Here is a 22,903-nt window from a genome sequence, read left to right as displayed (position 1 = left end):
CAATCATTGACAAACACAAAATAGTTAAGTAAACTTAACTTAACTATAAACCTTTAAGTTGAATTGGAGATGGTAAGCCTGTGCATGATTATTTAACAATCATAGATGAAATTAATCAAAAGTTTGAGCAGTTCAAGTTGTTAGTTTTAAAAGAAACAAAAGAGGTTGAGGAATTAGAAAACTTCCATTTGACTCCCCAACAAGAAATTATCATGTTTTATATCATTCGTAATGAGCCTGTAATTGCAAATGATATTGCAAATCATTTTGATATTTCCAAAAGTGCAGTTAGCCAAGTAATTTCAAAGCTCGAAGAAATGAACATGATACATCGTCAAGAAAATTCAATAAACCGTAGAGAAACCTTTATTTATCTTGGACATAGAGGGCAAGAGTTTCATCAGCTTCTAAAAAAAATTGACGACATTCTTGTGGAAAAATATTATTCGAAAGTAAGTTTAGCAGCATTAAAAAATGTGCTTGATACATTAAATAAGATTGTTGGAACTACAAAAAACAAAGGGAGTTAAGATAATGGGGGAAAATTTGAAACAATTAACTAATCGTATATATTATTTACCGCATAACAGTGAAACAGATCGACCAATACTGTCTGCCATATGTGGAGTTCACCAAACTTTAATTGTAGATGCAGGAAATTCTGATAAACATGCTAAGTTATTTCTTAAAGAACTTAACAAATACCAAATTACTAATTATCATTCTGTAGTATTAACACACTGGCATTGGGATCATAGCTTTGGAACAAATGAGATGAATATATTAACTATCGCACATGAAAACACAAAAATACATCTCGAGAAAATTATGGAGTATGATTGGTCAGACCAGGCTTTAGATAGTCGTGTAGAAAAAGGCTTAGAGAATCCGTTTTGTTCAGAAATGATAAAAAAGGAATTTGGAGTAGACAGAAATATCACCATCACTTTACCTAATGTTACTTTTAAGGAAAAATTCGAGATTGATTTAGGTGGGATTCGATGTATAGTCAAACATGTAGGTGGAGATCATTCTGACGATTCATCACTCATTTTTGTAGAAGAAGAAAAAGTACTTTTTTTAGGGGACTGTTTGTATCCAAGTATTTACACACAACAACCACAATATACAATTGATAATGTTAGACGCCTCTTAGAAAATATTGAAATGTTTGATGCCGAAATCTATGTGCTGTCACATGAATCTCCATTATCTAAAGAGAACTTTATCGGTTATATACAGTTATTGAAGTTAATTTGTGATTTAACAGAAAAACATCAAAGAAACCACTTGAGTTTGGTTAATGAGCTAGCTACTCGATTAAACCGTAAATTAAGTCAGTTAGAAGAAGAGATTGTTTATTGTTTTATTAACGGATTATGAGTTGATTGAACTAGAGAACTATGAAATACCAAATAAACGAGCTAAATATTGAAACAAAGCATAGAAATGATGGATAATCTGGGTATCAGGTAACTCACATTTTGTAGAACGATTAAAAACTGGCGCTCTATTGAATGAACGGGATTGTGCCTCGTGGATGATGAACAAGTTTCTATGCTTTTCCTAAATATTTAACATGTAAAAAGCGATAAAGCCGAGTGCTTTATCGCTCAATAAAAGGGTAAGAAGGGATTATAAACTGTATGACGTTTACAAAATGTTTACGCTCCTATTATCATTCTTAAGATACTTTATAAATATAGGGGTTTTCCCTTATCTTCTCGTATTATTTAAAAATGTAATTATTACTTGACGATTTGTAAACAGCAACATTCGGGGTTGTATAAAATTTCAAAGCCCTTTTGACAGATGTCACTGAGTTGAACAGGTTTCACTTGTTTAGATTTTATACCGCTGCCAAACCAAACTAATCAAGGTAAAAGCCGATCTAATCACTCATTTTCAACCACGACATAGAAAATAGCAAAAATCTACTCACCAATTTGAGATGAGCAGATTTCCTTCGACAGCCCCCGCATACTACATAATATATTTATTCGTAATACCATATTGAATAAGTTCTGCCTTGCTTTTTAAATGTAGCTTTTGCATAATGTTGGCTTTATGGTTTTCTACCGTTTTAGCACTAATAAATAGCTTGTCTGCAATTTGCATATTCGTAAAGCCTAAAATCGTTAAGCGAACAATTTCTTGTTCACGTGTTGATAATACATCCGGGTTGTTTTTTCCTTTTTTCTTAAATAATTTTTCGATTTGATCTTGTGGCAATCCGACTTCATAATAGCGACGACCTGTATACACACTTTGAATCGCTTCATACATTTCGCCACCTTGGCTATTTTTTAAAATATAGCCATCTGCCCCAACTTCCATCGCCTGTTGAATATAGGCGATTTCGTTATGCATCGTTAGCATAATAACCTTCGTTTCTCGTAAATTCTTTTTAATTTCCTTTGTAGCAGTAAAACCATCTAGACCATTCGGGATGGAAATATCCATTAAGATTACATGAGGCTCTGTTTGATAAGCAAGCCCGATCGCCTCTTCTCCGTCACTCGCTTCTCCTATAACTGTAATATCTGGATAGTTCCCTAGAAGAAGCGCAATGCCCTTCCGGATTAATACATGGTCATCAACGAGTAATATTTTAATCATGTTGTGGCCTCCATCTAGGAATAACAATGTCGATACATGTACCTTGTCCAACTTTTGAGAGAATCGAACACGTACCACCCAATTGGTCAACACGCTCCTCGATATGCTTTAAGCCAAGCCCCTCATTTTTAATCTTTTCTCGCTCAAAGCCAATTCCATTATCTTGGATGGTCATATAAATATGCGTATTATCCTTTACAATGTGGATATGAACTTGAGTTGCTTTTGCATATTTTATTATATTATGTAGCGCTTCTTGTGTAATACGATATAAGTTTATTTCTACCGCAGGATCACATCGATCGAGACCTCGTGTCGTTAATTGAATGTCCAAATGGGGTACATTTTTTTTAATTCCAGCAATTGTTGTTTGTATCGTAGGCTCGAGCCCTAATTGATCTAAACTATGTGGCCTTAATTGATGAGAATAGGCACTAATATCCTTCATCACTTTTTCAAGCTCTTTTCGTACCTCAGCGATATAGTCATTTAGCTCCGCATTATCTTTCACAAACGATTCAATTGCCTGCATTGCAACGGAAACTGAAAATAATGATTGACCGACTCCATCATGCAGCTCCTGTGCCAATCGTTTATGCTCGGATTCCTTTGCCTCAATTAATGCTCGAATCATTTTTTTATTAATAGCCGCCTCTTGTGCTTTTTTAAATGTTTCTTGATCACGTAATACAAGTAGGTATTCCGTTTCCCCTGTATTTTCATTAGCATAAATAGCTGCAGTACTCATTTCTACATCAATTTTCCGTCCATGATAGGTTGGCATTTCTGATAAAAATGAAGGCACCTCATTGTTTGCAATTAAATAGCAGGTCGGCTCCCCCTGCTCCCTTTTACGAATCATACAATACGAGCAAAAAGGTACAAAATCACCAATTTTCCAGCCAGTTAACAGCTTAGCAGCAGGGTTCATCATCACAATCTCCCTACTCTCCTTCATAATAATAATACCATCCTGTATATGCTCAAAAATTTGCTGTAAATACTCATTTTGTAGCCGGGATTGCATATATGACACCTCCTAAAAAATTGATTAATCGTTCCTTAATGTATTATTATGTACTACTTATACTATCACCATTATCTCGTATTAGCCTTAACAAAATAATGGACTTCAATTTTGAATCGTAATTTTCTTTCCCTATCACTTAAATTTGGAACTACTAAAAGAGTGTCTCTAATACAGAAGACACTCTTTTAGATTATAGGCTTATTTTACTTCATTTATCCATTGACTATAGCCTCCAGTCATATTGACTAAATTGTGGAAGCCATTTGCTTTTAATACGCTCGCTGCAATCGCAGAACGACCACCTGCTTGACATTGAACAATTAGCTTTTTATTTGGCACTTCATCTAAACGATTTTTTAATGTACCCACCATAATGTGCTGTGCCTCTTCAATATGCCCTTCATTGTATTCTGTCAGATTACGCACATCTAATACTGCTACATCTTCTGCGTCCATCATCGCTTTTGCTTCTAAAGGTGTAACGTTTTCATATGAATCTAGTACATTCGCTTGCTGGGTCATCGCTTCTACATCCCCATACCCTAAAACTTGGTCGATACCGATTGAGCGAAGGGCGATCAGCATATCATTCATCTGCTTAGGATCCACTAGTAAATATAAAGGTTCCTTGTAGTTCACAATCCAGCCCATCCAGTTTGTGAATGAATTATTGAATGGCACATTCATCGTTCCCTTAATATGTCCTTGTGAGAAGCTTTGTGCATCACGTGTATCTACTACTTGCTGTCCTGCTGCAATCAATCCTTCAATTTCCTCAACTGAAGTAATGACTTGTAGCTCTGGTAAATTTTTAATTAACTCAATACCAATTTTATTCACTGATTTCATTACCGCAAAGTAGTAAGGTGGTTCTGGTTGACCGTCTAATAATGCTGCAACAAAGTCTGGCTCGTTATCAAATTGCATTGCCCAGTTGAATTGTTTTTCGTAGCCAACCGTTGTCGAAGGTACTGCACCAAGCGCTTTTCCACACGCACTACCTGCTCCATGTGCCGGCCATACTTGTAAATAGTCTGGTAACTCTTTAAAGCGTTCAACCGAAGTGTACATCACTTTTGCCCCTGCATCGGCCGTGCCTTGAATACCAGCTGCTTTTTCAAGTAAGTCTGGTCGACCAATGTCACCAGCGAACACAAAGTCACCTGTGAAGATTCCAATCGGCTTATCTGCTGCTGCGCCATCTGTTAACAGGAATGAAATCGATTCTGGCGTATGACCTGGGGTATGCATCACTTCAAAAATAAGCTTACCAAGCTCAAATTTGTCACCATCTTTTAATAACACATAGTTAATACCTTCTAAATTTTGATATTTCCAGTTTTCATCGCCTTCATCTGAAATATACATTGTTGCACCGAAGCGATCAGCTAATTCACGAGAACCTGCTACAAAATCAGCATGGATGTGCGTTTCTAATGTCCCAACGATTTTCATATTTTCTTTTTGAGCTACTTGGATATATGGCTCGATGTTGCGCATTGGGTCAACAATTACTGCCTCCCCTTTTCGTTGACAGCCTACCATGTAAGAAGCGTGTGCTAATTTTTCATCATAGAAATAACGTAATAACATAAAAATCTCTCCTTTTAATTTGATTTTTTATTTAAAACCTGTAGTGTCGCTTGTACATATTTCAATGACTTTTGAACACTAGGGTCTTTTAACCATTTCATAATCGTAAAGAGTTTGACAGGTTCTGTTGTATCTTCTGCTCTTTGTTGAATTTCTTTTACTAGTAATAAGCCTTGCTTTCCTTTTTCTACAACGGGTTCTGTGTAAGATTGGATGCTGGCTGTTGCATAATCGATTGTTTGTTGATCTCTTAGCACAGCGGTTGCAAAATCGAGTACATCCTCTAGTTTATCAATTATTTGTAGAAGCTTTGGCAATTTTTCTAGTAAGCCAACTAATGCTTCCACTGTTTCAAGATTAAGATTGTAGCTTCGCACAAGTTCATCGTATTTTTGAATTGCTTGCTCGTCTTGCAGTACCGCTTGGCCAAAACTCACTACGTTATCGATTGCTTGTAAGTTTTTCTCGTAGGCAGGCAATTGCTGTAGTAAAGATACGAGAGTGGCTTGCACTTCTGGTTGCTTTAGTTGCTCTAGTAACGGATTCGTTTCCATCACTCATGCCTCCTTTCTACATCGTTCCTTTGAGCATGCCGTCCCAGTACATGATTGGTAGTAAATCTTTTTTCATCATATACATGCTCGTACGTTCAACGGCTTGGTTAAATGGCATCGATTCAACAGGCTCTTTTGAATAGTCGAACTCTGCTAAAATGAGTTTGTTATAACCCGTGACGATCGGACAAGATGAGTAACCGTCATACGTTTTATCCATTGTTTGGTTGCGCATACTTGCGAGTACATTTTCGGCAACAACAGGCGCTTGCTTACGGATGGCTGCCCCTGTCTTAGATGTCGGTAAGTTTGCACAGTCGCCAAGACCAAATACGTTCTCATATTTTTTGTGCTGCAGTGTATACATATCTACATCTACCCAACCATTTTGGTCAGCTAATGGACTATTCGCGATAAACATCGGTGCATTCATATAAGGTGTGACGTGAATCATGCTATACTTTACTTCCTCTTTCGCACCCGTATCGAGATGTTCAAAGACGGCGATTTTTTCATCCGCTTTTATTTCAATTAAGTTACGGCGGAATCGTGCATCAATTCTTTTTCGCTCTACTACTTTTTCTAGCGCCTCACGGTATTTCAGTACATCAAAAATAGCTGGATTTGCTGAACCAAATACAACGTTCATATTTTGACGTACACCCGCTTTACGGAAGTAATCTTCAGCTATATGCATAATTTTTTGTGGCGCTCCACCGCATTTTACAGGCGAATTTGGATGTGTAAATAACGCTGTACCCGATTTTAAATTGCGAATCGTTTCCCATGTATAATCTACATGTTCGAATGAGTAGTTACTGCAAACAGATTTTGTACCAAGTGCTTCTTTTAATCCTTTAATAGCACCCCAATTAATTTCAATACCACCTGCTACAATTAAGTAGTCGTACGTAAGAGCTGTTTTGTCTCCTAGAAGGACTTCGTTTTGTTCAGGTTTAAATTCAAGTACGGGTTGTTGAACCCATACCGCTCCTTCTGGGATAACAGATTCCATCGAGCGTTCAGAATCTTCTTTTTTAGCAGCCCCTCCGCCGACTAGTGTCCATAACGGCTGATAATAATGTTTGGATGCTGGATCTATAATCACAACCTCATTTTTCAGGCTTTGCGATTTTCTTAGTAAGCGAGCGGCAACCGAAATACCAGCTGTTCCCCCACCAACAATAATGACTTTGAAAGAACCCTTCATGCTTCTTCCTTCTTTCTAATTATTTTACTTGTGATGCTTTACACTCTCATCATAGTGAAAACCACATCTCAAAAATATAGGGGTTTCCCCCTAAACTGTAACCTACAATATTAGTGGAAAACCCCTAAATCAATCTGTTTTCGGTTATATTAATATAAGAAGAAAGGAGCTGATTTCATGGGTACTTTACAATCTTGGGCAATAGCACACAAAGGAAAGCTGCTTCTCCTACTCTTTTTATCGCTCATTCTAGCTGGCACTATTGTGCTACAAGGCTACAGCATTGTACAAATAGTGAATCTTGTATTTATAGAGGGGCAAGCTTTTACTTCTATTTATCATTATTTAATCGTATTATTCATTGTGATTTTATTACGTTTAACGACCCAGTTCGGGATTAACAGAATTGGTGGAGCCTTAGCGGAACGAGTGAAAAACACTGTTCGAAAAGCGTTACTTCGTAATTGGACAAAACGTGCAATGGAAGAGCAAATAACAACCCAAACAGGTGAAAAGGTTACGCTGTTAATTGATACTGTTGACCAAATTGAAAGCTATTACAGAGAATATATTCCGCAAGTTATCAAAACAACTGTCGTACCACTAATCGTATTAATCGCCGTGTTTATGACGCATTCGACAAGTGGCTGGATTATGCTCATTACAGCCCCTTTTATACCGTTAACGTATATTATTGTCGGTCTACAAACGAAAGCCAAATCCGAAGAGCAATTAGTAGCGATGAATCGATTTTCAGGAAAGTTTCTTGATTTACTGCAAGGCCTTCAAACGATTCGCCTCTTTGGACAAAGTGATCAGCAAGAGCAAGTATTAGCCCAGAGTAATAAAGGATTTATGGAGCGTACGTTATCCGTTTTAAAAATAGCTTTTGCTTCTACACTATTTATTGAACTAATCACAACATTAGGGGTGGGGTTAGTGGCACTTGAAATAGGCTTTCAAATGATTGTCTTTCAGTCTCTTTCTTTTGCACCTGCATTTTTTGTATTAACATTAGCACCTGAGTACTACAACTCCTTAAAAGAGCTTGGTGCAGCCTTTCATACAGGTCGAGGAAGCTTAGGAGCTGTATCGATTATCGAGGAAGCAATGCAATCATCTTCAACACCTGTTCGTTGGGGCAAAGATCCGATTGGAGATCAACCGCAGCTTTCATTACGGCAGGCAACATATCAATATAATAATGGTCCACTTATAGGACCAATCTCTCTCAATGTTGAGCCTGGCGAAACTATTGCTTTAATTGGCCCTACTGGTCACGGTAAAACAACGATATTAAATATGCTATCAAGCATGATGGAAATAAATAGCGGTAAGGTTTTACTAGATGGAAAGCCACGAAATAAAGTATCTGAGCAAGCATGGTATGAAAAAATGAGCTATATTTCTCAGCATCCATATGTGTTTGCAGGTACGCTTCGTGATAATATTCGAATGGGTATTCTAGCTTCTGATGAGGAAATCTACGATGCATTACGACAAGCACAGCTTACTGATTGGCTAGAAACACTTCCTGAAAAGCTAGATACATTTATTGGTGAAGGTGGGCGAGGATTATCTGGTGGTGAAAAGCAGCGCGTCGCTATAGCCCGAGCTTTTTTAAAAAACCCTTCCATTTTATTTTTCGATGAACCAACTGCAGGACTCGATGTGTTAACAGAGCAGTTACTAACAAAAGCGATTCAGGCATTCCAGCAACGTGCGACCGTCATTATTGTTGGACATCGCTTTGAAAGCGTTCAGCATGCAAATACAATTTATGTAATCGAAAATGGAAAAGTGAGTGCTTATGGTACACAAGCACAATTAGCCTCTCACCCATTTTATTCTTTTATGAAGAACGGGGGCTCATCTAATGAAGGCACTCTATAGTATGATTTGGCAGGATAAAAAGGATGTACTACTGGCCATGGCTGCTGGGACTATTAGCGGCCTTACTGCAGTAGCGCTATTTGCGCAAAGCGGCTTTCTCATTTCAAAGGCGGCTCTTATGCCTCCCTTTTATATAATATTAATTTTAACAGCTTTTCTTAAGCTGTTTGGTGTTGTTAAATCAGCTAGTAAGTATGGGGAGCGCTATATTTCTCACCGCGTCACATTTCGCTTCATGAGTGCTGTACGAATGCGCTTTTTCAAAAAGCTCGTTGGACAAGCCAATCTTTTGCATACCTATAAAAGCGGAGACCTACTAAATCGAATAACAAGCGATGTTGATGTATTGCAGAATTTTTTCTTACGCGTTGTGTATCCTCCGTTTATTGCACTATTTGTTTTTTTGGCTACAATCCTGTTTACAGTTTGGTTTTCTCCGTGGATTTCGTTAATTTTAATGATTGGTTTTATTTTCACAAGTACAATCGTTCCGGCGTTCCTTATTAGTCAAAAAAGGAACATGGATCGCTCATCAGTGAAAAGAGTATTTTCAAATGATGCAACGGAATATTTATACGGATACCGTGATTTACAGTTGCATAACCAATTAGCCTCTAAGGAGCAGGCATTACAAAAAATCAGCCTTGATTATTCTCGACAAATTCGACAAGAAATGAACCGCGAACAGAGTGCTCATTTTTGGAATCAGCTTATTTCATTACTTACAGCATTTTTCATTGTTGGTGTTGGTGCTTACTTAGTTTCAATCGGAGATTTAGACGGGCTATACTTTGCCATGCTAATTCTAATCTCATTAACAGTATTTGAATCAGCTATTGGTTTAGCGGTCGTACCGAGTCATTATCTTAATGCAGAGGAGGCGACTAATCGGTTAGAAGAGGTTTGTTCCACTCCGGCTATAAATTCTAAGCCATTAGTGAGAGATAAACGCTTAAAAATAACATGTGATAAAGTGAGCTATAGTTATGAGCAATCCATTCACCCGGCTATTTCACAAGTCAGTTTTGCGGTTTCTCCTGGGAAAAAAGTGGCCATTGTTGGTCAAAGTGGCTCAGGTAAATCAACGATATTCCAGCTGCTCATTCAAGAGCTTCAGCCAAGTAGCGGAAATATACTAGTAAACGAACAGTCAATAGTTGAAATTGAAAAGCAGCAGCTCTGGGATCAAATGAGTATTCAATTACAGCATAATCACTTCTTTTCTGGAACCCTTAGAGATAATTTACTTTTAGCAAAGCCAGCAGCGCCTGATGAGGAGCTACAACATGTGTTAAATCAAGTATTCATTTCAAAACCTTTAGATTCACCTATTTATGAAAAAGGATCAAATCTTTCAGGTGGAGAAAAGCAGCGTCTAGCTTTTGCTCGAGTCCTGTTAAAAAACACCGAGCTATGGCTACTTGACGAACCGTTCACAAGTGTAGATGCTAAAACGGAGGCACATTTATTCGATACACTTCTCAATTGTGGAAGAGACAAAACAATTATACTCATCACTCATAAACTAACAGACTTAGCGAGAATGGACAACATCTTACTGATGGATAATGGCGAACTAACTGAAAGCGGAACATTTGAACAATTAATGAGTGCACGTGGTCTCTTCTATAAAATGTATCAAGGGCAAAAGCGATAAATTTTAAAGGGCTGATTGAAAGAGATTAATTCTTTCAATCAGCCCTCTATCTTTGTCTATAAATGAATAACTCCATTGAAAAAGCTGCCCATTACGGACAGCTCGTTGTATACTTACTTATTTACTTACCTAATCGTTCTTCAATAAGTGTTTGCATATCAATGGCGATTGTATCGTAGGAAACGCCATCTTCTGTTTCTGAGTAGCCTGTATAATTTTTCACGATAATCCCTTTTTCATCGACTAAATGGAACGTATTCGCATGCAATACTTGGTCTGAATTATCAGGCATCTTCACTATGGTTTTAAACGATTGTTTTGCAAATTGCTCAATAAATTTTTGGTCGTAACCAGTTAGTAAATGCCATTTTGATTCATCAGGCACTTCTATAAAGTTTAAATAATCTGATAACACTTCCGGCGTATCATTTTGTGGATCCACTGAAAACGCAACGATATTATAGTCTTCTACTCCACGCTCGATTAATTCCTCTTGGATTTTAGCCATATTGACAGTCATCGGCGAACAAATTGTCGTACAGTTAGTAAATATAAACATCGCGATCCATGGCTTACCCTCTAATGATTCTAGCGTTACCTTTTCGCCTCTATGATCTGTCATCTCGAAATCATCAATCTCATATGCAGTCGAAGGTTTAAATTTATAATTGCTGCATGCGCTTACAATCGTTGCAATGAAAAGTAGCGCAACGAGTCCGACTAATCTTTTTTTCATAACTATCTCTCCACTCTTCCATCATTGATTTCATCTTACCCTAATTGCGCTAGTAATGACAATAGTCGGTTTCGTGAAGGCTTTTCAACGATATTGTGAAAAATAATTTCACAATTTTCTAAGGCTTCATGGAAACTAGTGCTGTATGAATAGCCTCGAGTTTATTTTCGATTCTATAGAGTAAATAAAACGATACGAGAATCGGAAATCCAATCTCTTGTACTAACGATACCCACTCTTCCATCGGTCAGCCCCCCTTTCTTATGAAAAAGCCGGCAAGAGCTCTTGCCGGCTTAATCGTTAGCTCATAGTAAACGGTGTAACAACACGATCAACTAAGCGCGCTGATTTTTTTCCAACAATCGATTGCCCTTCTCGCTCGAAGATATTTTGTGCAATGATTGTTTGCATTGTGGAATTAACCATTTCATCTGTTAAACTCGTACTAGGGTTATTAATTGAAAGTGTTAAAGTTTTACCGCCAGTTAATTCAAATACTAGCTCTAATACTTTTGTCATACGATTCCCTCCCTTCTACTGATTTCAAGCTTGCATTAGGCAATTGTTTCTTTTTGTGTCTTTTCAACATCGATTAATGTTAATTCAGAAAGACTTCCTAGTGCAGTAGCTACTGCTGCTAATTCAGTAGCAGATGCCTGCTCCTTCACATTTCGATACGTTGCCTTTTTAACAATCGGCTTATTTTCCTCGTTAACACCAGCATCAAACGATAAAACAAGTGAAGCGCTTTGGAATTGATAGGCTGCCATGATGTTCACCCCCTTTCATAAACATATATAGTTTTTTGAAAGAGAAAAAGGGACATAGCTAATGAAAAAATTGGAGAAAGCTCTTATAATAGTTAGAGAGCTAGTAAAGAGGTGAACATATGATATTAAGTGGATGGTTTTTATGGTTTATATTATTTTGGGTTGTCGTACTTATCTCGTTAATGGGAATCGGCGGATTTTTCATGTTTAGAAAATTTTTAAAGGCACTACCTAAAAAGGATGGTAAATCTGATTTAGACTGGCAAAATTTTTATTTGGATAAAACAATCCATTTATGGAGTGAGGATGCAAAAGAGTTACTTGGCGAATTGACAAGCCCTGTACCTGAGCTTTTTAGACAGGTAGCAAAGGAAAAAATTGCAGGCAAAATCGGTGAGTTAGCACTGGAGGAGCATGCAAATTCAATCTCTCATGATTTAATTATTCGTGGCTATATTCAAGCTACACCAAAGCGAGACCATAAGTTTTTACGAAAAAAATTAAATCAAATGGAAATTGATATTACACCTTACGAGCATTTATTCGAATAAAAGAGAAAAGCCTTACGAGTTCATTCTCGTAAGGCTTTTTTCTAGCTTCTTATATTGACGTAGCATGGATAAACGCCATGGTATAATCATTGACCAAGCTAGCAGGAAAAACATTCCTCCTAATTCTCCTACGTCTAAGCTGCTGGAAAATACTGATTTCAATACAATTCGTAATACAAGTAGTCCAATTAAAATAAAAGCAAAAGCTTTAGAGCGCTTCAAAAAAATAGAAGCATCTCGCACTTCTAGCTTAGATGTTGCAATTAACACCGTCGAAAACAATAACCCTAATAGAGTTGCCTCTAAAATTTGCATAGGTGCCACTCGAAACTCTTCAAAAAGAAACATAAAAGCACCTGTTGACATGGCTAGTGGCGGAATGATTATTTTTCGTACATTCACAGGCTTATTCTGTGACCGAATACGTACGAAGAGAACAAGAATCCCCATAAAAACTGCTCCAATAGAAGATGCCAATATTAAATAATGAGAAGGTATTGCACCAAACATTCGAATCCCTCCTCTATCTCGTTGCTTGACCTTCCTGCGATTAAAAAAGGTTATCAATAACCTGCTTTAGCTTTTCAGGTGTGAACGGTTTTGTAATAAAATCTTTTGCCCCATGCTCTATTGCATCAACAATAATTCGTTGCTGCCCTAATGCTGTGATCATAACGATTTTAGCATCAGGAAACTCCGGTATAATTTCTTTTACAGCTTCTAAGCCAGACATTACAGGCATCGTTAAGTCCATAGTAACAAGGTCTGGGCGTAGCTCACGATACATTTTTACCGCTTGTTTTCCATTTGATGCCTCACCTATTACATCAAAACCCCATTCTGTTAACATTTTTCCAATAGTGACACGCATAAAGAGTGCATCATCTACTATTAATACAGTTGGCATAGAAAAACTCCTTCACAAAACTCGGCTAACAATTGTACATTTGCATTCTCTTAAGTTTAACAAATTAGAAGCCAGTAAATCCACCGAAAATTGGTGAAAGAAGACGAATAATATAATCAAGTCCATTAAAGAATAGAAGAATTCCGACCGCTATCATAATATAGCCACCAATTTTAACGATTTTTTGACTATGTGTTCGAATCCAATTCATTCGTGAAATAAAGAAAGATAGGATAAAGAACGGTATTGCAAATCCAAAGTAATAAGCAAGCATATAGCCTAAGCCTGCATCTGGGTTTGTTCCTGCAAGTAAAATAATAGAGGCTAAAATCGGGCCTGTACAAGGCGTCCATCCTGCTGCAAAAGCTAGACCAATTAATACGGAGCCAAAATAGCCACCTGGTCGATTTTTAAATTGAAATTTACGATCCTTCATTAAGAAATCGATTTGAAGCAAGCCTACAATTATTAAACCAAAGATAACAATTAAAATAGCACCAATTTGACGAATTAAATCCTGGTAATTGAAAAAGAAATCCTTTGCAAGTGAAGCACTAAAACCGATTGCAATAAAAATAATTGAAAATCCTAAAAGGAAAAAGAGTGTATGTAAGATAGCCCTTCTTTGCATCATTCCTTTTTCATTTTTCAGCTCATCTAGCGTCATTCCTGTTATATATGATAGGAATGCCGGATAAAGCGGCAAGGTGCATGGCGAAATAAAACTTAAAAATCCAGCTCCAAACGCAAAAAATACATTAATATCTGTTGCCATGAAATATGTTCATCCCTTCTTGTTAATATTTCAATCGTATCAAATTCCAAGCAAAAAAGCGCTCTTTACAACTTTGAATATTTCATGGCAACTTCGTGTGATAAATGTGAAGTAACAAAATAAAGCAAAACATATAACCAAAGCAAACCCTTCTAAAAGCTTGGATTATAAAAAAAATCAACAACACTGAACATTGAATAAATCAAAACGGTAAATAAAATTACAATAACATAGGCCATTGTCTGAAAAATAAACAACCAAGCCCATTTCTTTTTTTCTGGCTTTTGTTCAACCCATTTTTTTGCAGCAGCGAAGCTTATAAACCAGCAATGAAATGTTATAAATACGGAAGGAAATATAAAAAGGAATAATAGTAGAATTATTCTTATGAGAAATGAAGGATCATAATTGCCATAGCTCACAATGTAGAATGGTAGTACATACCAAAAAAGAGATGTAAATAGTAATAGAATTAATACAATAAAATGGAGCCACCAATATTGCTTATGAACTTCGCCGTAAAAACGTAATGCCTCCTTCATAAACACTCACCCTTTTGTATTCTTCCTACTAGTTTATTTTTAAGAGGCATCAATTAGAAACAAATGCAATAAAAAAATGCTCTGCACAATGATTTGTGCAAAGCATTTTTATTAAAACGTACGTAAAAATTCAGTTACTTCCTTACCTGCTCTTAAATTCCAAATCGGCTCGAAGCGTCGAATAATTGAATTTTTCAGCATATTCATTTCCTTCGTATCATTCATAGGACATATCGAAAAGTGAATTTTATCCTTTCCAAATCGATCCGTTAAACGTGCATTAATATGACAATGAGTTGCAGTCCCATCCTTAAAACAACCCTTCGCTGAAATATTGCCAATGTGTTGGTTAAAGCGCTCTCGATAAGATCGTGCACATACCCCTGAAAAAACAAGTTCATTCCCTACAATGATGTTATACACGCCATTTTTTTGTAGCAAATCCTCATTTCCCTTAACAACAAAACGTGAAAAATTTAAATCCCCGTAATTATTTAAAAACTGCTTATAAAACGGATTCCCCAATTCTTTAAGCTCAAGTAACGCTTGCCCAGCAGGCTTGTCGAGCAAATTTGTATACTGTGTTTCGGTATCATCTTTTAAATGCTCATACTTTTTTTGCTGCAGCAGCTCCTCAAGTGTCATTTTATCGAATTTTGCAAAGGTGTTCTCAATCCCCTTTTGAAGAACATCTAATTCGATTTTGTGAAAATCATACTTCTTATCCCCAAATGTTACATACATCCTTTCTCCCCCTTTATGTATTACAAGTATTATTATTCGACATTTATCGCAGAAACCCTGCTAAAAATAAAAATAAGCTACGAGTCTCAGTCTCGTAGCTTATCCTTCTCATTTTCTATGCTGTTTTTATTGCGTTTCTTTTCCTAGCTTCTATTAATTTTGAAAGTGAAAAAATGAGAAGAGCAATCCAAATACATGAAAAGGCGAGTAAGTCTATATTTGAAAATGGCTCCTTGTATAAGAATACACCAAGAACAAACGTGATTGACGGTGATACATATTGGATAAAGCCCATTAAGTACAGCGGAATTTTTTGAGCTCCTTTTGCAAAAAGAACGAGTGGAATGGCAGTTAAAATTCCGCTAACTAAGATTAATACATCAGTAGTAATATCAATATGTAAAAATGCTACTGTTCCTTTACCATACAAATAAAGCATATAGATAAGCGCGAATGGTAAAATAAATAAAGTTTCAATAGCTAACCCACGTGTTGCATCGAGCTCGATTTTTTTCTTAAGAACTCCATAGATTCCAAAAGATAAAGCTAAGAGCAATGATGTCCATGGAACCTGTCCATAATTCACTGCAATGATAAGTACTCCTAACGATGCCATAATGACCGATAGGATTGTCGCCCTCGATAATTTCTCTTTAAAAAATAACATGCCAAATAATACTGAGATTAACGGATTAATATAATAGCCCATAGACGATTCTAGTACATGATCATGCGTGACCGCCCAAATATATGTAAACCAATTGATTGAAATAAAAAATGACGCTGCTATTAATGAGAAAAATTGCTTTTTATTGCGCCAAAGAAATAGTAGATCTTGACGTAAATATTTTAGTTGACCAATTATTAATACAAATATGGTTGTAAAGACAAATGACCAAATTATACGACCAGCTAATAGCTCCATACTATCAACATGTTGAAGCAGCTTCCAAAACATCGGGAAAATACCCCATATTGCATAAGATAAAAAGGCAAATACCATGCCCTTTTGTTGCTCTGTCATAACCGCACCTCTTACTTAGCATAATATAAATAAAGCCTATTATAGAGGGCATACTTAAAAATGTAAATGCGATAAAGTTAAAATTATTTCGGAAATAGAAATTATCAACCTATCAACTTATAAATGGTTCAGAGATAAGTAATTCTTTACAAAATATATTTTTACTTTGCCTAAATGAAGGGAGCTATTACTAACGAATAGCCCCCTTCCTTCCTACCTATTCAACTTCCACAATACCATTTTGCAGCAAATACATTTTATGATACAAGCCTTTTTGGGCTAGTAGCTGCTGATGATTACCGCACTCAACGATCTCTCCCTGATGAAGTACGAGTATTTGTTCTGCATCCTGAATGGTTGATAATCGATGTGCAATGGCAATCGTCGTTCTACCTTTCCGCATTTTATTTAAAGAGGCTTGTATAGCTACCTCTGTCTCCGTATCAATTGATGCTGTCGCTTCATCCAAAATTAGTACTTTAGGATTTGTTGCAATTGTTCGGGCGAACGCTATTAATTGACGCTGCCCACTAGAAAATGTCGATCCTCGTTCAGTTACCTTTTGATAATAACTATTAGGTAGGCTTTCAATAAAGCTATCTGCTTGTACAAACTTTGCGGCCTCTCGGACATCCTGATCAGAAAGCTCGTCATTATAAAGGCGTATGTTACTTGCAACCGTACCATAAAACAGGAAAGGATCCTGTAAAACTAAACCTAGCTTTCTTCTAAGCTCATGCTGACTATACTCTCGGATAGATACACCATCTATCAATATAGCTCCTCGTTCAAATTCATAAAAGCGCATCAGCATATTAATGATTGAGCTTTTTCCGCTACCAGTATGTCCGACTAAGGCAACGGTTTCGCCCGGATGAACTGTAAACGAAATGTTTTTTAGCACGTCCTGAGCTCCGTCATAGCTAAATGACACGTTCTGAAACTCAATTTTCCCGTCTGTTATCTCTAAATCAGTAGTATTTTGCTTTGGTTCTACATTCGTATCATCTAACAGCTCAAATACTCGACTTGATGCAACGATTGCTTGCTGAAACAAGGACAGCCGTTCCATCATTTGATTAATTGGCTCAAAGAATCGACTAATATACGATACAAAAGCATAGACAACCCCCACCTCAACTGCTGTTTGTAACGAGGTAAGACCGAAATAGGTTAAGAGTAATACAATCGCTGCAAAATATACTAAATCAATAATTGGACGAAGTAGTAAACTGTTTAGCTTTGTATTGTCCATCATTGCCTTATAATGCTGTTCATTGATAACATCAAATTCCTTATTAAAACGTGACTCTTGACGGAACGCCTGAATAATGCTCATTCCTGATAACGATTCCGAAAGCTTCGCATTTAGTTCACTTAGCTTTTCCCGCATCGCCATATAAATGACCGAGCTAAGCTTACGATATAAATAAATAATGTAAATGATAACCGGAAGCAACACAACTGCAAACAGAGCGAGCATCGGATTAAGTAAAAACATCGCTACATAAACTCCGATGATTAAAAAGGCAGCCTGTACAATACTAATAAGGACACTTACAAATAAATCTTTAATTGCTTCTGTATCGTTTGTAGCACGAGAAACAATTGCCCCTGCTGGTACACGATCAAAATAACGCATCCCAAGCCCATGAATTTTTGTAAAAACATCTATCCGAAGCTGACGTATAACCTTCAATGCAATTTCCTGAAACCTCAGCTGCTGGAAATAGCTTATTACAACATTTAAAAGCTGAATGAGAATATACGAGCCTGCTAAAAAAAGAATCGGTCCTTGCTCGAAGCTTCGCAAGGCTACATGTTCATCTAAAAAGACCTTAATTATATAGGGACCTAATACATCACCTGTAACTGTTAATACGAGTAATAATAATGCAAAAGCGATAGCCTTTTTATGAGGCTTTAAATACGATAATAATCGTTTTAATATTGCTGCTTGCTCCTTACGTGAAAAGGTTGGCTTATCCTTCATGTACTTGCCCTCCTTGTTCCACAAGCTGCTCTAGCTGCTGCAGCCTATACATTTCACAATAACGCCCCTTTAAAGACATCAGTTCATCATGATTCCCCTGTTCTACAATCGTTCCATCGTGCATAACTAGAATAAGCTCGGCATGCTGAATGGCACTTAGACGATGAGACGTAATGATGGTCGTTGCATCCATACGTTCCTCTTTTAGTGAGTGTAGAATAGCTTCCTCTGTTTTTGCATCGACTGCAGATAAGGAATCGTCTAATATGAGAAGCTCTGGTTTAGTTAAAAGGGCACGTGCAATGGATATTCGTTGCTTTTGCCCACCAGATAAAGATACCCCTCGCTCACCAACGACAGTTTCATAGCCTTTTGGAAAACGTTCAATGTCTTCATGGATATGAGCTGTTCTTGCTGCCCGATACACAATTTCCTCTTTCGCTTGAACATTTGCAAATGCAATATTCTCGTAAATTGAGGCCGAAAATAAAAAATGATCCTGAGGCACGTAACCAATTGCTTCTCTGTAGCAAAGTTTCTTATATTGCTCAATTGGTATACCATTGTACATAATTTCACCATCATATCCATCGAATTCGCGCAGCAGTAATTTTAAAACAGCTGTTTTTCCCGAGCCTGTTTTTCCTACGATTCCTAGCGTTTCGCCCTCTTTTAAGTGAAATGAGACATTTTGTAACGCTGGTGTTGTGTCATCTGGAAAACAGAATGATTTCACACGAAAAATTACATCTCCATTTGGTCGTCTATCGATTGCACCGAATGAATCTTCCATTTCAATAGGTACTCTTAGCAACTGTTCAATCCGGTCATATGAGGCACTCCCCCGCTCAACAATATTAAACAGCATCCCGATAGCAAGCATTGGCCACACCAGTAAGCCTAAGTAGGTCGTAAAGGCAACTAAATCACCAATTGACATGGCCCCATCAACAATAAATTTTGCGCCAAAGGATAGTGTTAATATAAAACTTACGCCTATGACAAGGCTAATCGTTGGATCAAACAACGAGTCCACCTTTGCTACATGGAGATTCTTTTCCACTACCTCATCAGAAAGGCGAGTAAAATCTCCTATATCCTGTTCCTGATGACCAAAAGTTTTAATCACCTTGATTCCACTAATACTCTCTTGTGTTTTATCATTTAAATCCGAAAAAGCACCTTGAGCGGTACGGAATCGAGTATGCAGTAATTTCCCATAATAGCTAGTTAAAATCGCCATAAACGGCATTGGAAGCAGTGCAATCAAGGTTAGACGCCAATCGATTGTAAAAGCCATAGCGAGGATAACGAAACCACCTGTCATGGCAGAATCAAAAAGCGTTAATACGCCCCCACCAGCCGTTTGCTGAACAGCAGAGATATCATTTGTTGCATGAGCCATTAAATCTCCAACACGACGCTGCTGGTAAAAGGCGGGTGACATCTTCGAAAAATGCCGAAATAATTTTTCTCGGAGTGCCTTCGCTAAATAGTTTGACGAACCAAAAATCATTTTTCTCCAGTAATAGCGAAGAGCATACATAATAATAGCAACAATAATGATGAGGCCAATCCATTTCGCTAAAGAGCCTTTCGTTAAGGAACCTGCCCCTATTTCATCAATTGTATAGCCAATCACTTTTGGTGGTATAAGCTGTATCACTGCAACGAGCGCCAGCATAAATATACCGACTAAATATTCGGTTTTCTTCTCCTTAAAAAACCAACCGAGTTTTATAAACACCTTCATATACTCACCCATTTCCCTACTTCGATTTGTATATTTTAGCAAATTTTCTAAAGCCTATGAATAGTTTTATAATAAAACATTCCGATTTTTGAAATTATTTTCTCCATGAAAAAAGCCTCAAGAATACGTTCTTGAGGCTCATTTATATTAGGTTGTTACTTTAAATACCGTTTTAATTTTTTGAAGTATACCACCTGTTGAATATGTTAAAACACTACGTTTGTAGAAGGTTAAGCTTAACAAATAAAGCCCAATAACCGTTGCTAGAAGTACGCCTAGGGATAATAATGGCTCAATGAAAGCCATATCTGTACCACCTATTCGCATTGGCATGACCATACCTGATGTGAACGGCACGTATGAAAATACTTTAATCAATAGAGTATCCGGATTTGTCATGGCAGCGATCATAATATAAAACCCTATAATAATAACAATCATCGCAGGTGTCATTACTTGTGAGGATTCCTCTACTTTGGACACAAGGGACCCAAATAATGCACCAACAATTAAGAATAATAGGATCGTCAGCAGTAAGAATAACACAACATAGATTAAAAACGTTGGAGATAAATCAGACATGATTTCCTCCACGAATTTCCACATTGCCCCTCCATCCTTAAACTTCAGTACGGCAAATAGGACACTAAACAGAATAACGAATTGTGTAATTGCTACTAGGTATATTCCAAATACTTTTGAACGAAAATGAGTTTCTGGCTTTACACTAACAAGTAGCATTTCTAATGCACGAGAGCCTTTTTCTGATGCAACATCTGTTGTTATTATTGATAAATAGGATAGTACAAAAATATAAATTAGAATTCCTGCAGCATAGGAACCGAACATTCCAGCACGCTTCTCTTCTGTTGTTTTGCCTTCTAAAGCCTCCTTATTTAACGGAGTCATTTTTAAAATAGGTGCTGTATCGAGCAACGAAGCAGATTGTTCATCTGTTAAATTAAGCTGCCCCATTGCGTAAAGCTGCGCTACTGCATCAAGCTGATAGGAAATATCCTCTTGTTTATTTAGTGGGAGCGGATCAAATGAATAAATATCGGCTGCTAATTTCCCGTCTTTATCACTAAGCTCAATAGCAGCTAAGTAATCACCATTTTTAAGGTCTTTCTCTATATCCTTCACATTTTCTACTACCTCAAATTCGGTACTACCATCACTATGGAAATAATTCGAAACATCCATATCTGTTTTAACAATAAGGGCGATTTGCTCTGCCTGCTCATCCTTACTATCAAAAAGTCCCTTAATGTCAGACCAAAATGCAACTGCAAATATGGCAACTAGATAAATTGTTGTTGTAATAATAAATGCCTTTGAACGTAATTTTTGCTTATATAATTGCTTTAATAGAACTGAAAACTTAGACATGATTGCCACCTACTTGATCTTTAAAGATTTCGTCTAGCGATAAATAGTCCAGACTAAATTTCTCAATATACTCCCCATTCGATACAGCTTCAAATACTTGCTTAGCATATTTTTCGTCCTCTAAAGTTAATATATATTGGTCCCTATCAACCTTTATATCTTTTACACCGGGTAACTTAGCTAGCTCTTGTTCTGACAATGCTGTACGAATTGTCAGCTTTGTTTTACCATACTGCTTTTTTAGATCTAGTAAGGAGCCCGAGAATAGAGAAACACCTCTTTTTAATAGGCATAAGTGGTCACAAAGCTCCTCGACATTTTCCATTTGATGACTTGAAAATAAAATAGTCATTCCTTCATCACGCAAATGTAGAATCGCATTTTTTAGTAGATCTTTATTCACTGGATCAAGACCACTAAACGGCTCATCAAGAATTAAGAACCTTGGCTTATGAATAAAGCTAGCAATTAGCTGCACCTTTTGCTGATTTCCTTTTGATAAGGTTTCTGCCTTATCCTTTCGCTTTTCTTCAAGATCAAATTGTTCTATCCAAAAATCGATTTCTTTTTTTAATACCTCTTTTTTCATTCCACGTAATTCGCCGAAGAAGTAAAGCTGATCCTCTACCTTCATCGTAGGGAATATTCCTCTTTCCTCTGGTAAATACCCAAGAAGATCACGATTAACTGAATTGATGGGCGTTCCATCCCATTTTATCGTCCCTTCTGTTGTATCCTGTAAATCTAAAATCATACGAAAAGTTGTCGTTTTACCGGCTCCATTTTGACCTATTAGACCGAAAATCTCACCCTTTTCAATTTCAAAAGTTAAGTCCTGCACAGCTGTGAAATCTTTGTAGCGTTTTGTTACGTGCTCAAGCTTTAATGCCATTTATGTATACTCCTTTCCTCTAACTATTGTAATAATACTTGCTTGCCTAACTCAATATACGTATAAAGTCAGTTTTAGTTTCAAATAATTTCTATAAAATTGTAAAAACTCATAAAATTTGGTTTACACAAAATAGGAATTAAACTAAAATGCAGAACCTTTGGGCACCTAGTTATCTCAAAAGTTTTGAAATTATTCACAAAAAACCGCTTACATGTTGTAATTTATCAGTTGTAGTAGAATCAATTATGCATTAATATTATTCCGGTAG

24 protein-coding genes are annotated in these 22,903 nt (G+C 36.9%); 5 read left to right on the top strand and 19 right to left on the bottom strand.

Annotated elements, in window-relative coordinates:
* Positions 1 to 80: 80 nt before the first annotated feature.
* Positions 81 to 530 carry a MarR family winged helix-turn-helix transcriptional regulator gene (locus V4T18_RS00815; protein WP_332645473.1) on the top strand — a complete coding sequence of 150 codons (450 nt, stop codon included), beginning with the start codon at positions 81 to 83 and terminating at the stop codon, positions 528 to 530.
* A gap of 4 nt (positions 531 to 534) precedes the next feature.
* Complete coding sequence (locus tag V4T18_RS00810; protein ID WP_332645470.1) at positions 535 to 1,383, top strand: MBL fold metallo-hydrolase; 849 nt, start codon at positions 535 to 537, stop codon at positions 1,381 to 1,383.
* A 600-nt stretch (positions 1,384 to 1,983) separates the two neighbouring features.
* Here the strand turns inward: V4T18_RS00810 and V4T18_RS00805 are convergent.
* From V4T18_RS00805 to V4T18_RS00785, 5 genes are all read right to left on the bottom strand, one after another.
* Positions 1,984 to 2,619: a response regulator transcription factor gene (locus tag V4T18_RS00805; protein ID WP_332645468.1), complete on the bottom strand. Its 636-nt coding sequence runs from the start codon at positions 2,617 to 2,619 to the stop codon at positions 1,984 to 1,986.
* Positions 2,612 to 3,646, bottom strand: coding sequence for an ATP-binding protein (locus V4T18_RS00800; protein WP_332645466.1), 1,035 nt, complete (start codon positions 3,644 to 3,646; stop codon positions 2,612 to 2,614). Before V4T18_RS00800 ends, V4T18_RS00805 begins: the two co-directional genes overlap by 8 nt.
* Before the next feature lie 201 nt (positions 3,647 to 3,847).
* Complete coding sequence (locus tag V4T18_RS00795) at positions 3,848 to 5,242, bottom strand: MBL fold metallo-hydrolase (RefSeq protein ID WP_332645465.1); 1,395 nt, start codon at positions 5,240 to 5,242, stop codon at positions 3,848 to 3,850.
* Between the two features lie 14 nt (positions 5,243 to 5,256).
* Entirely contained in the window at positions 5,257 to 5,796 is a 540-nt protein-coding gene (locus V4T18_RS00790; RefSeq protein ID WP_332645462.1) for a hypothetical protein, read from the bottom strand.
* Between the two features lie 16 nt (positions 5,797 to 5,812).
* On the bottom strand, positions 5,813 to 7,006 hold the full coding sequence (locus tag V4T18_RS00785) for an NAD(P)/FAD-dependent oxidoreductase (RefSeq protein ID WP_332645460.1): 1,194 nt from the start codon (positions 7,004 to 7,006) through the stop codon (positions 5,813 to 5,815).
* 177 nt (positions 7,007 to 7,183) lie between these two features.
* On the opposite strand from V4T18_RS00785, the gene cydD reads away from it, so the two are divergent.
* A complete protein-coding gene (gene cydD / locus V4T18_RS00780; RefSeq protein ID WP_332645458.1) occupies positions 7,184 to 8,899 on the top strand; it encodes a thiol reductant ABC exporter subunit CydD in 1,716 nt (571 codons plus the stop codon).
* The gene (gene cydC, locus V4T18_RS00775; protein ID WP_332645455.1) at positions 8,883 to 10,556 is read left to right on the top strand and encodes a thiol reductant ABC exporter subunit CydC; all 1,674 of its coding nucleotides are present in this window, start codon (positions 8,883 to 8,885) and stop codon (positions 10,554 to 10,556) included. Before cydD ends, cydC begins: the two co-directional genes overlap by 17 nt.
* 121 nt (positions 10,557 to 10,677) lie before the next feature.
* Here the strand turns inward: cydC and V4T18_RS00770 are convergent, their stop codons facing one another.
* The 4 genes from V4T18_RS00770 to V4T18_RS00755 form a co-directional block, all read right to left on the bottom strand.
* On the bottom strand, positions 10,678 to 11,292 hold the full coding sequence (locus V4T18_RS00770; protein ID WP_332645454.1) for an SCO family protein: 615 nt from the start codon (positions 11,290 to 11,292) through the stop codon (positions 10,678 to 10,680).
* A gap of 118 nt (positions 11,293 to 11,410) precedes the next feature.
* Complete coding sequence (locus V4T18_RS00765; RefSeq protein WP_332645452.1) at positions 11,411 to 11,536, bottom strand: YvrJ family protein; 126 nt, start codon at positions 11,534 to 11,536, stop codon at positions 11,411 to 11,413.
* A 56-nt stretch (positions 11,537 to 11,592) separates the two neighbouring features.
* A complete protein-coding gene (locus V4T18_RS00760; RefSeq protein ID WP_332645451.1) occupies positions 11,593 to 11,811 on the bottom strand; it encodes a DUF2922 domain-containing protein in 219 nt (72 codons plus the stop codon).
* A 35-nt stretch (positions 11,812 to 11,846) separates the two neighbouring features.
* Positions 11,847 to 12,062, bottom strand: coding sequence for a DUF1659 domain-containing protein (locus V4T18_RS00755; protein WP_332645448.1), 216 nt, complete (start codon positions 12,060 to 12,062; stop codon positions 11,847 to 11,849).
* 119 nt (positions 12,063 to 12,181) lie between these two features.
* On the opposite strand from V4T18_RS00755, the gene V4T18_RS00750 reads away from it, so the two are divergent.
* Entirely contained in the window at positions 12,182 to 12,613 is a 432-nt protein-coding gene (locus V4T18_RS00750; protein ID WP_332645446.1) for a DUF2621 domain-containing protein, read from the top strand.
* Between the two features lie 12 nt (positions 12,614 to 12,625).
* Here the strand turns inward: V4T18_RS00750 and V4T18_RS00745 are convergent, their stop codons facing one another.
* The 10 genes from V4T18_RS00745 to V4T18_RS00700 form a co-directional block, all read right to left on the bottom strand.
* Entirely contained in the window at positions 12,626 to 13,123 is a 498-nt protein-coding gene (locus V4T18_RS00745) for a CcdC family protein (RefSeq protein ID WP_332645444.1), read from the bottom strand.
* Positions 13,124 to 13,163: 40 nt separating this feature from the next.
* Positions 13,164 to 13,520: a response regulator gene (locus V4T18_RS00740; RefSeq protein WP_332645442.1), complete on the bottom strand. Its 357-nt coding sequence runs from the start codon at positions 13,518 to 13,520 to the stop codon at positions 13,164 to 13,166.
* A 64-nt stretch (positions 13,521 to 13,584) separates the two neighbouring features.
* Entirely contained in the window at positions 13,585 to 14,295 is a 711-nt protein-coding gene (locus V4T18_RS00735; protein ID WP_332645441.1) for a cytochrome c biogenesis CcdA family protein, read from the bottom strand.
* A 152-nt stretch (positions 14,296 to 14,447) separates the two neighbouring features.
* Entirely contained in the window at positions 14,448 to 14,837 is a 390-nt protein-coding gene (locus V4T18_RS00730; RefSeq protein ID WP_332645439.1) for a hypothetical protein, read from the bottom strand.
* Between the two features lie 111 nt (positions 14,838 to 14,948).
* A complete protein-coding gene (locus V4T18_RS00725; RefSeq protein ID WP_332645437.1) occupies positions 14,949 to 15,581 on the bottom strand; it encodes a hypothetical protein in 633 nt (210 codons plus the stop codon).
* 115 nt (positions 15,582 to 15,696) lie between these two features.
* Positions 15,697 to 16,605, bottom strand: a complete 909-nt coding sequence (gene rarD, locus V4T18_RS00720) for an EamA family transporter RarD (protein ID WP_332645434.1) — start codon at positions 16,603 to 16,605, stop codon at positions 15,697 to 15,699.
* Between the two features lie 217 nt (positions 16,606 to 16,822).
* Positions 16,823 to 18,598 (bottom strand): ABC transporter ATP-binding protein, encoded by a 1,776-nt coding sequence (locus V4T18_RS00715; protein WP_332645432.1) that lies wholly within the window; start codon positions 18,596 to 18,598, stop codon positions 16,823 to 16,825.
* The gene (locus V4T18_RS00710) at positions 18,588 to 20,351 is read right to left on the bottom strand and encodes an ABC transporter transmembrane domain-containing protein (RefSeq protein WP_332645431.1); all 1,764 of its coding nucleotides are present in this window, start codon (positions 20,349 to 20,351) and stop codon (positions 18,588 to 18,590) included. Before V4T18_RS00710 ends, V4T18_RS00715 begins: the two co-directional genes overlap by 11 nt.
* A gap of 147 nt (positions 20,352 to 20,498) precedes the next feature.
* Positions 20,499 to 21,740, bottom strand: coding sequence for an ABC transporter permease (locus tag V4T18_RS00705; protein ID WP_332645429.1), 1,242 nt, complete (start codon positions 21,738 to 21,740; stop codon positions 20,499 to 20,501).
* Complete coding sequence (locus V4T18_RS00700) at positions 21,733 to 22,632, bottom strand: ABC transporter ATP-binding protein (RefSeq protein ID WP_332645428.1); 900 nt, start codon at positions 22,630 to 22,632, stop codon at positions 21,733 to 21,735. Before V4T18_RS00700 ends, V4T18_RS00705 begins: the two co-directional genes overlap by 8 nt.
* Positions 22,633 to 22,903: the final 271 nt, after the last annotated feature.

This window comes from Lysinibacillus sp. 54212, assembly GCF_036662795.1.
GTDB lineage: Bacteria > Bacillota > Bacilli > Bacillales_A > Planococcaceae > Lysinibacillus_B.
The sequence above is the reverse complement of the archived record's forward strand: the minus strand, read 5'-3'. Positions and strand labels throughout refer to the sequence as shown.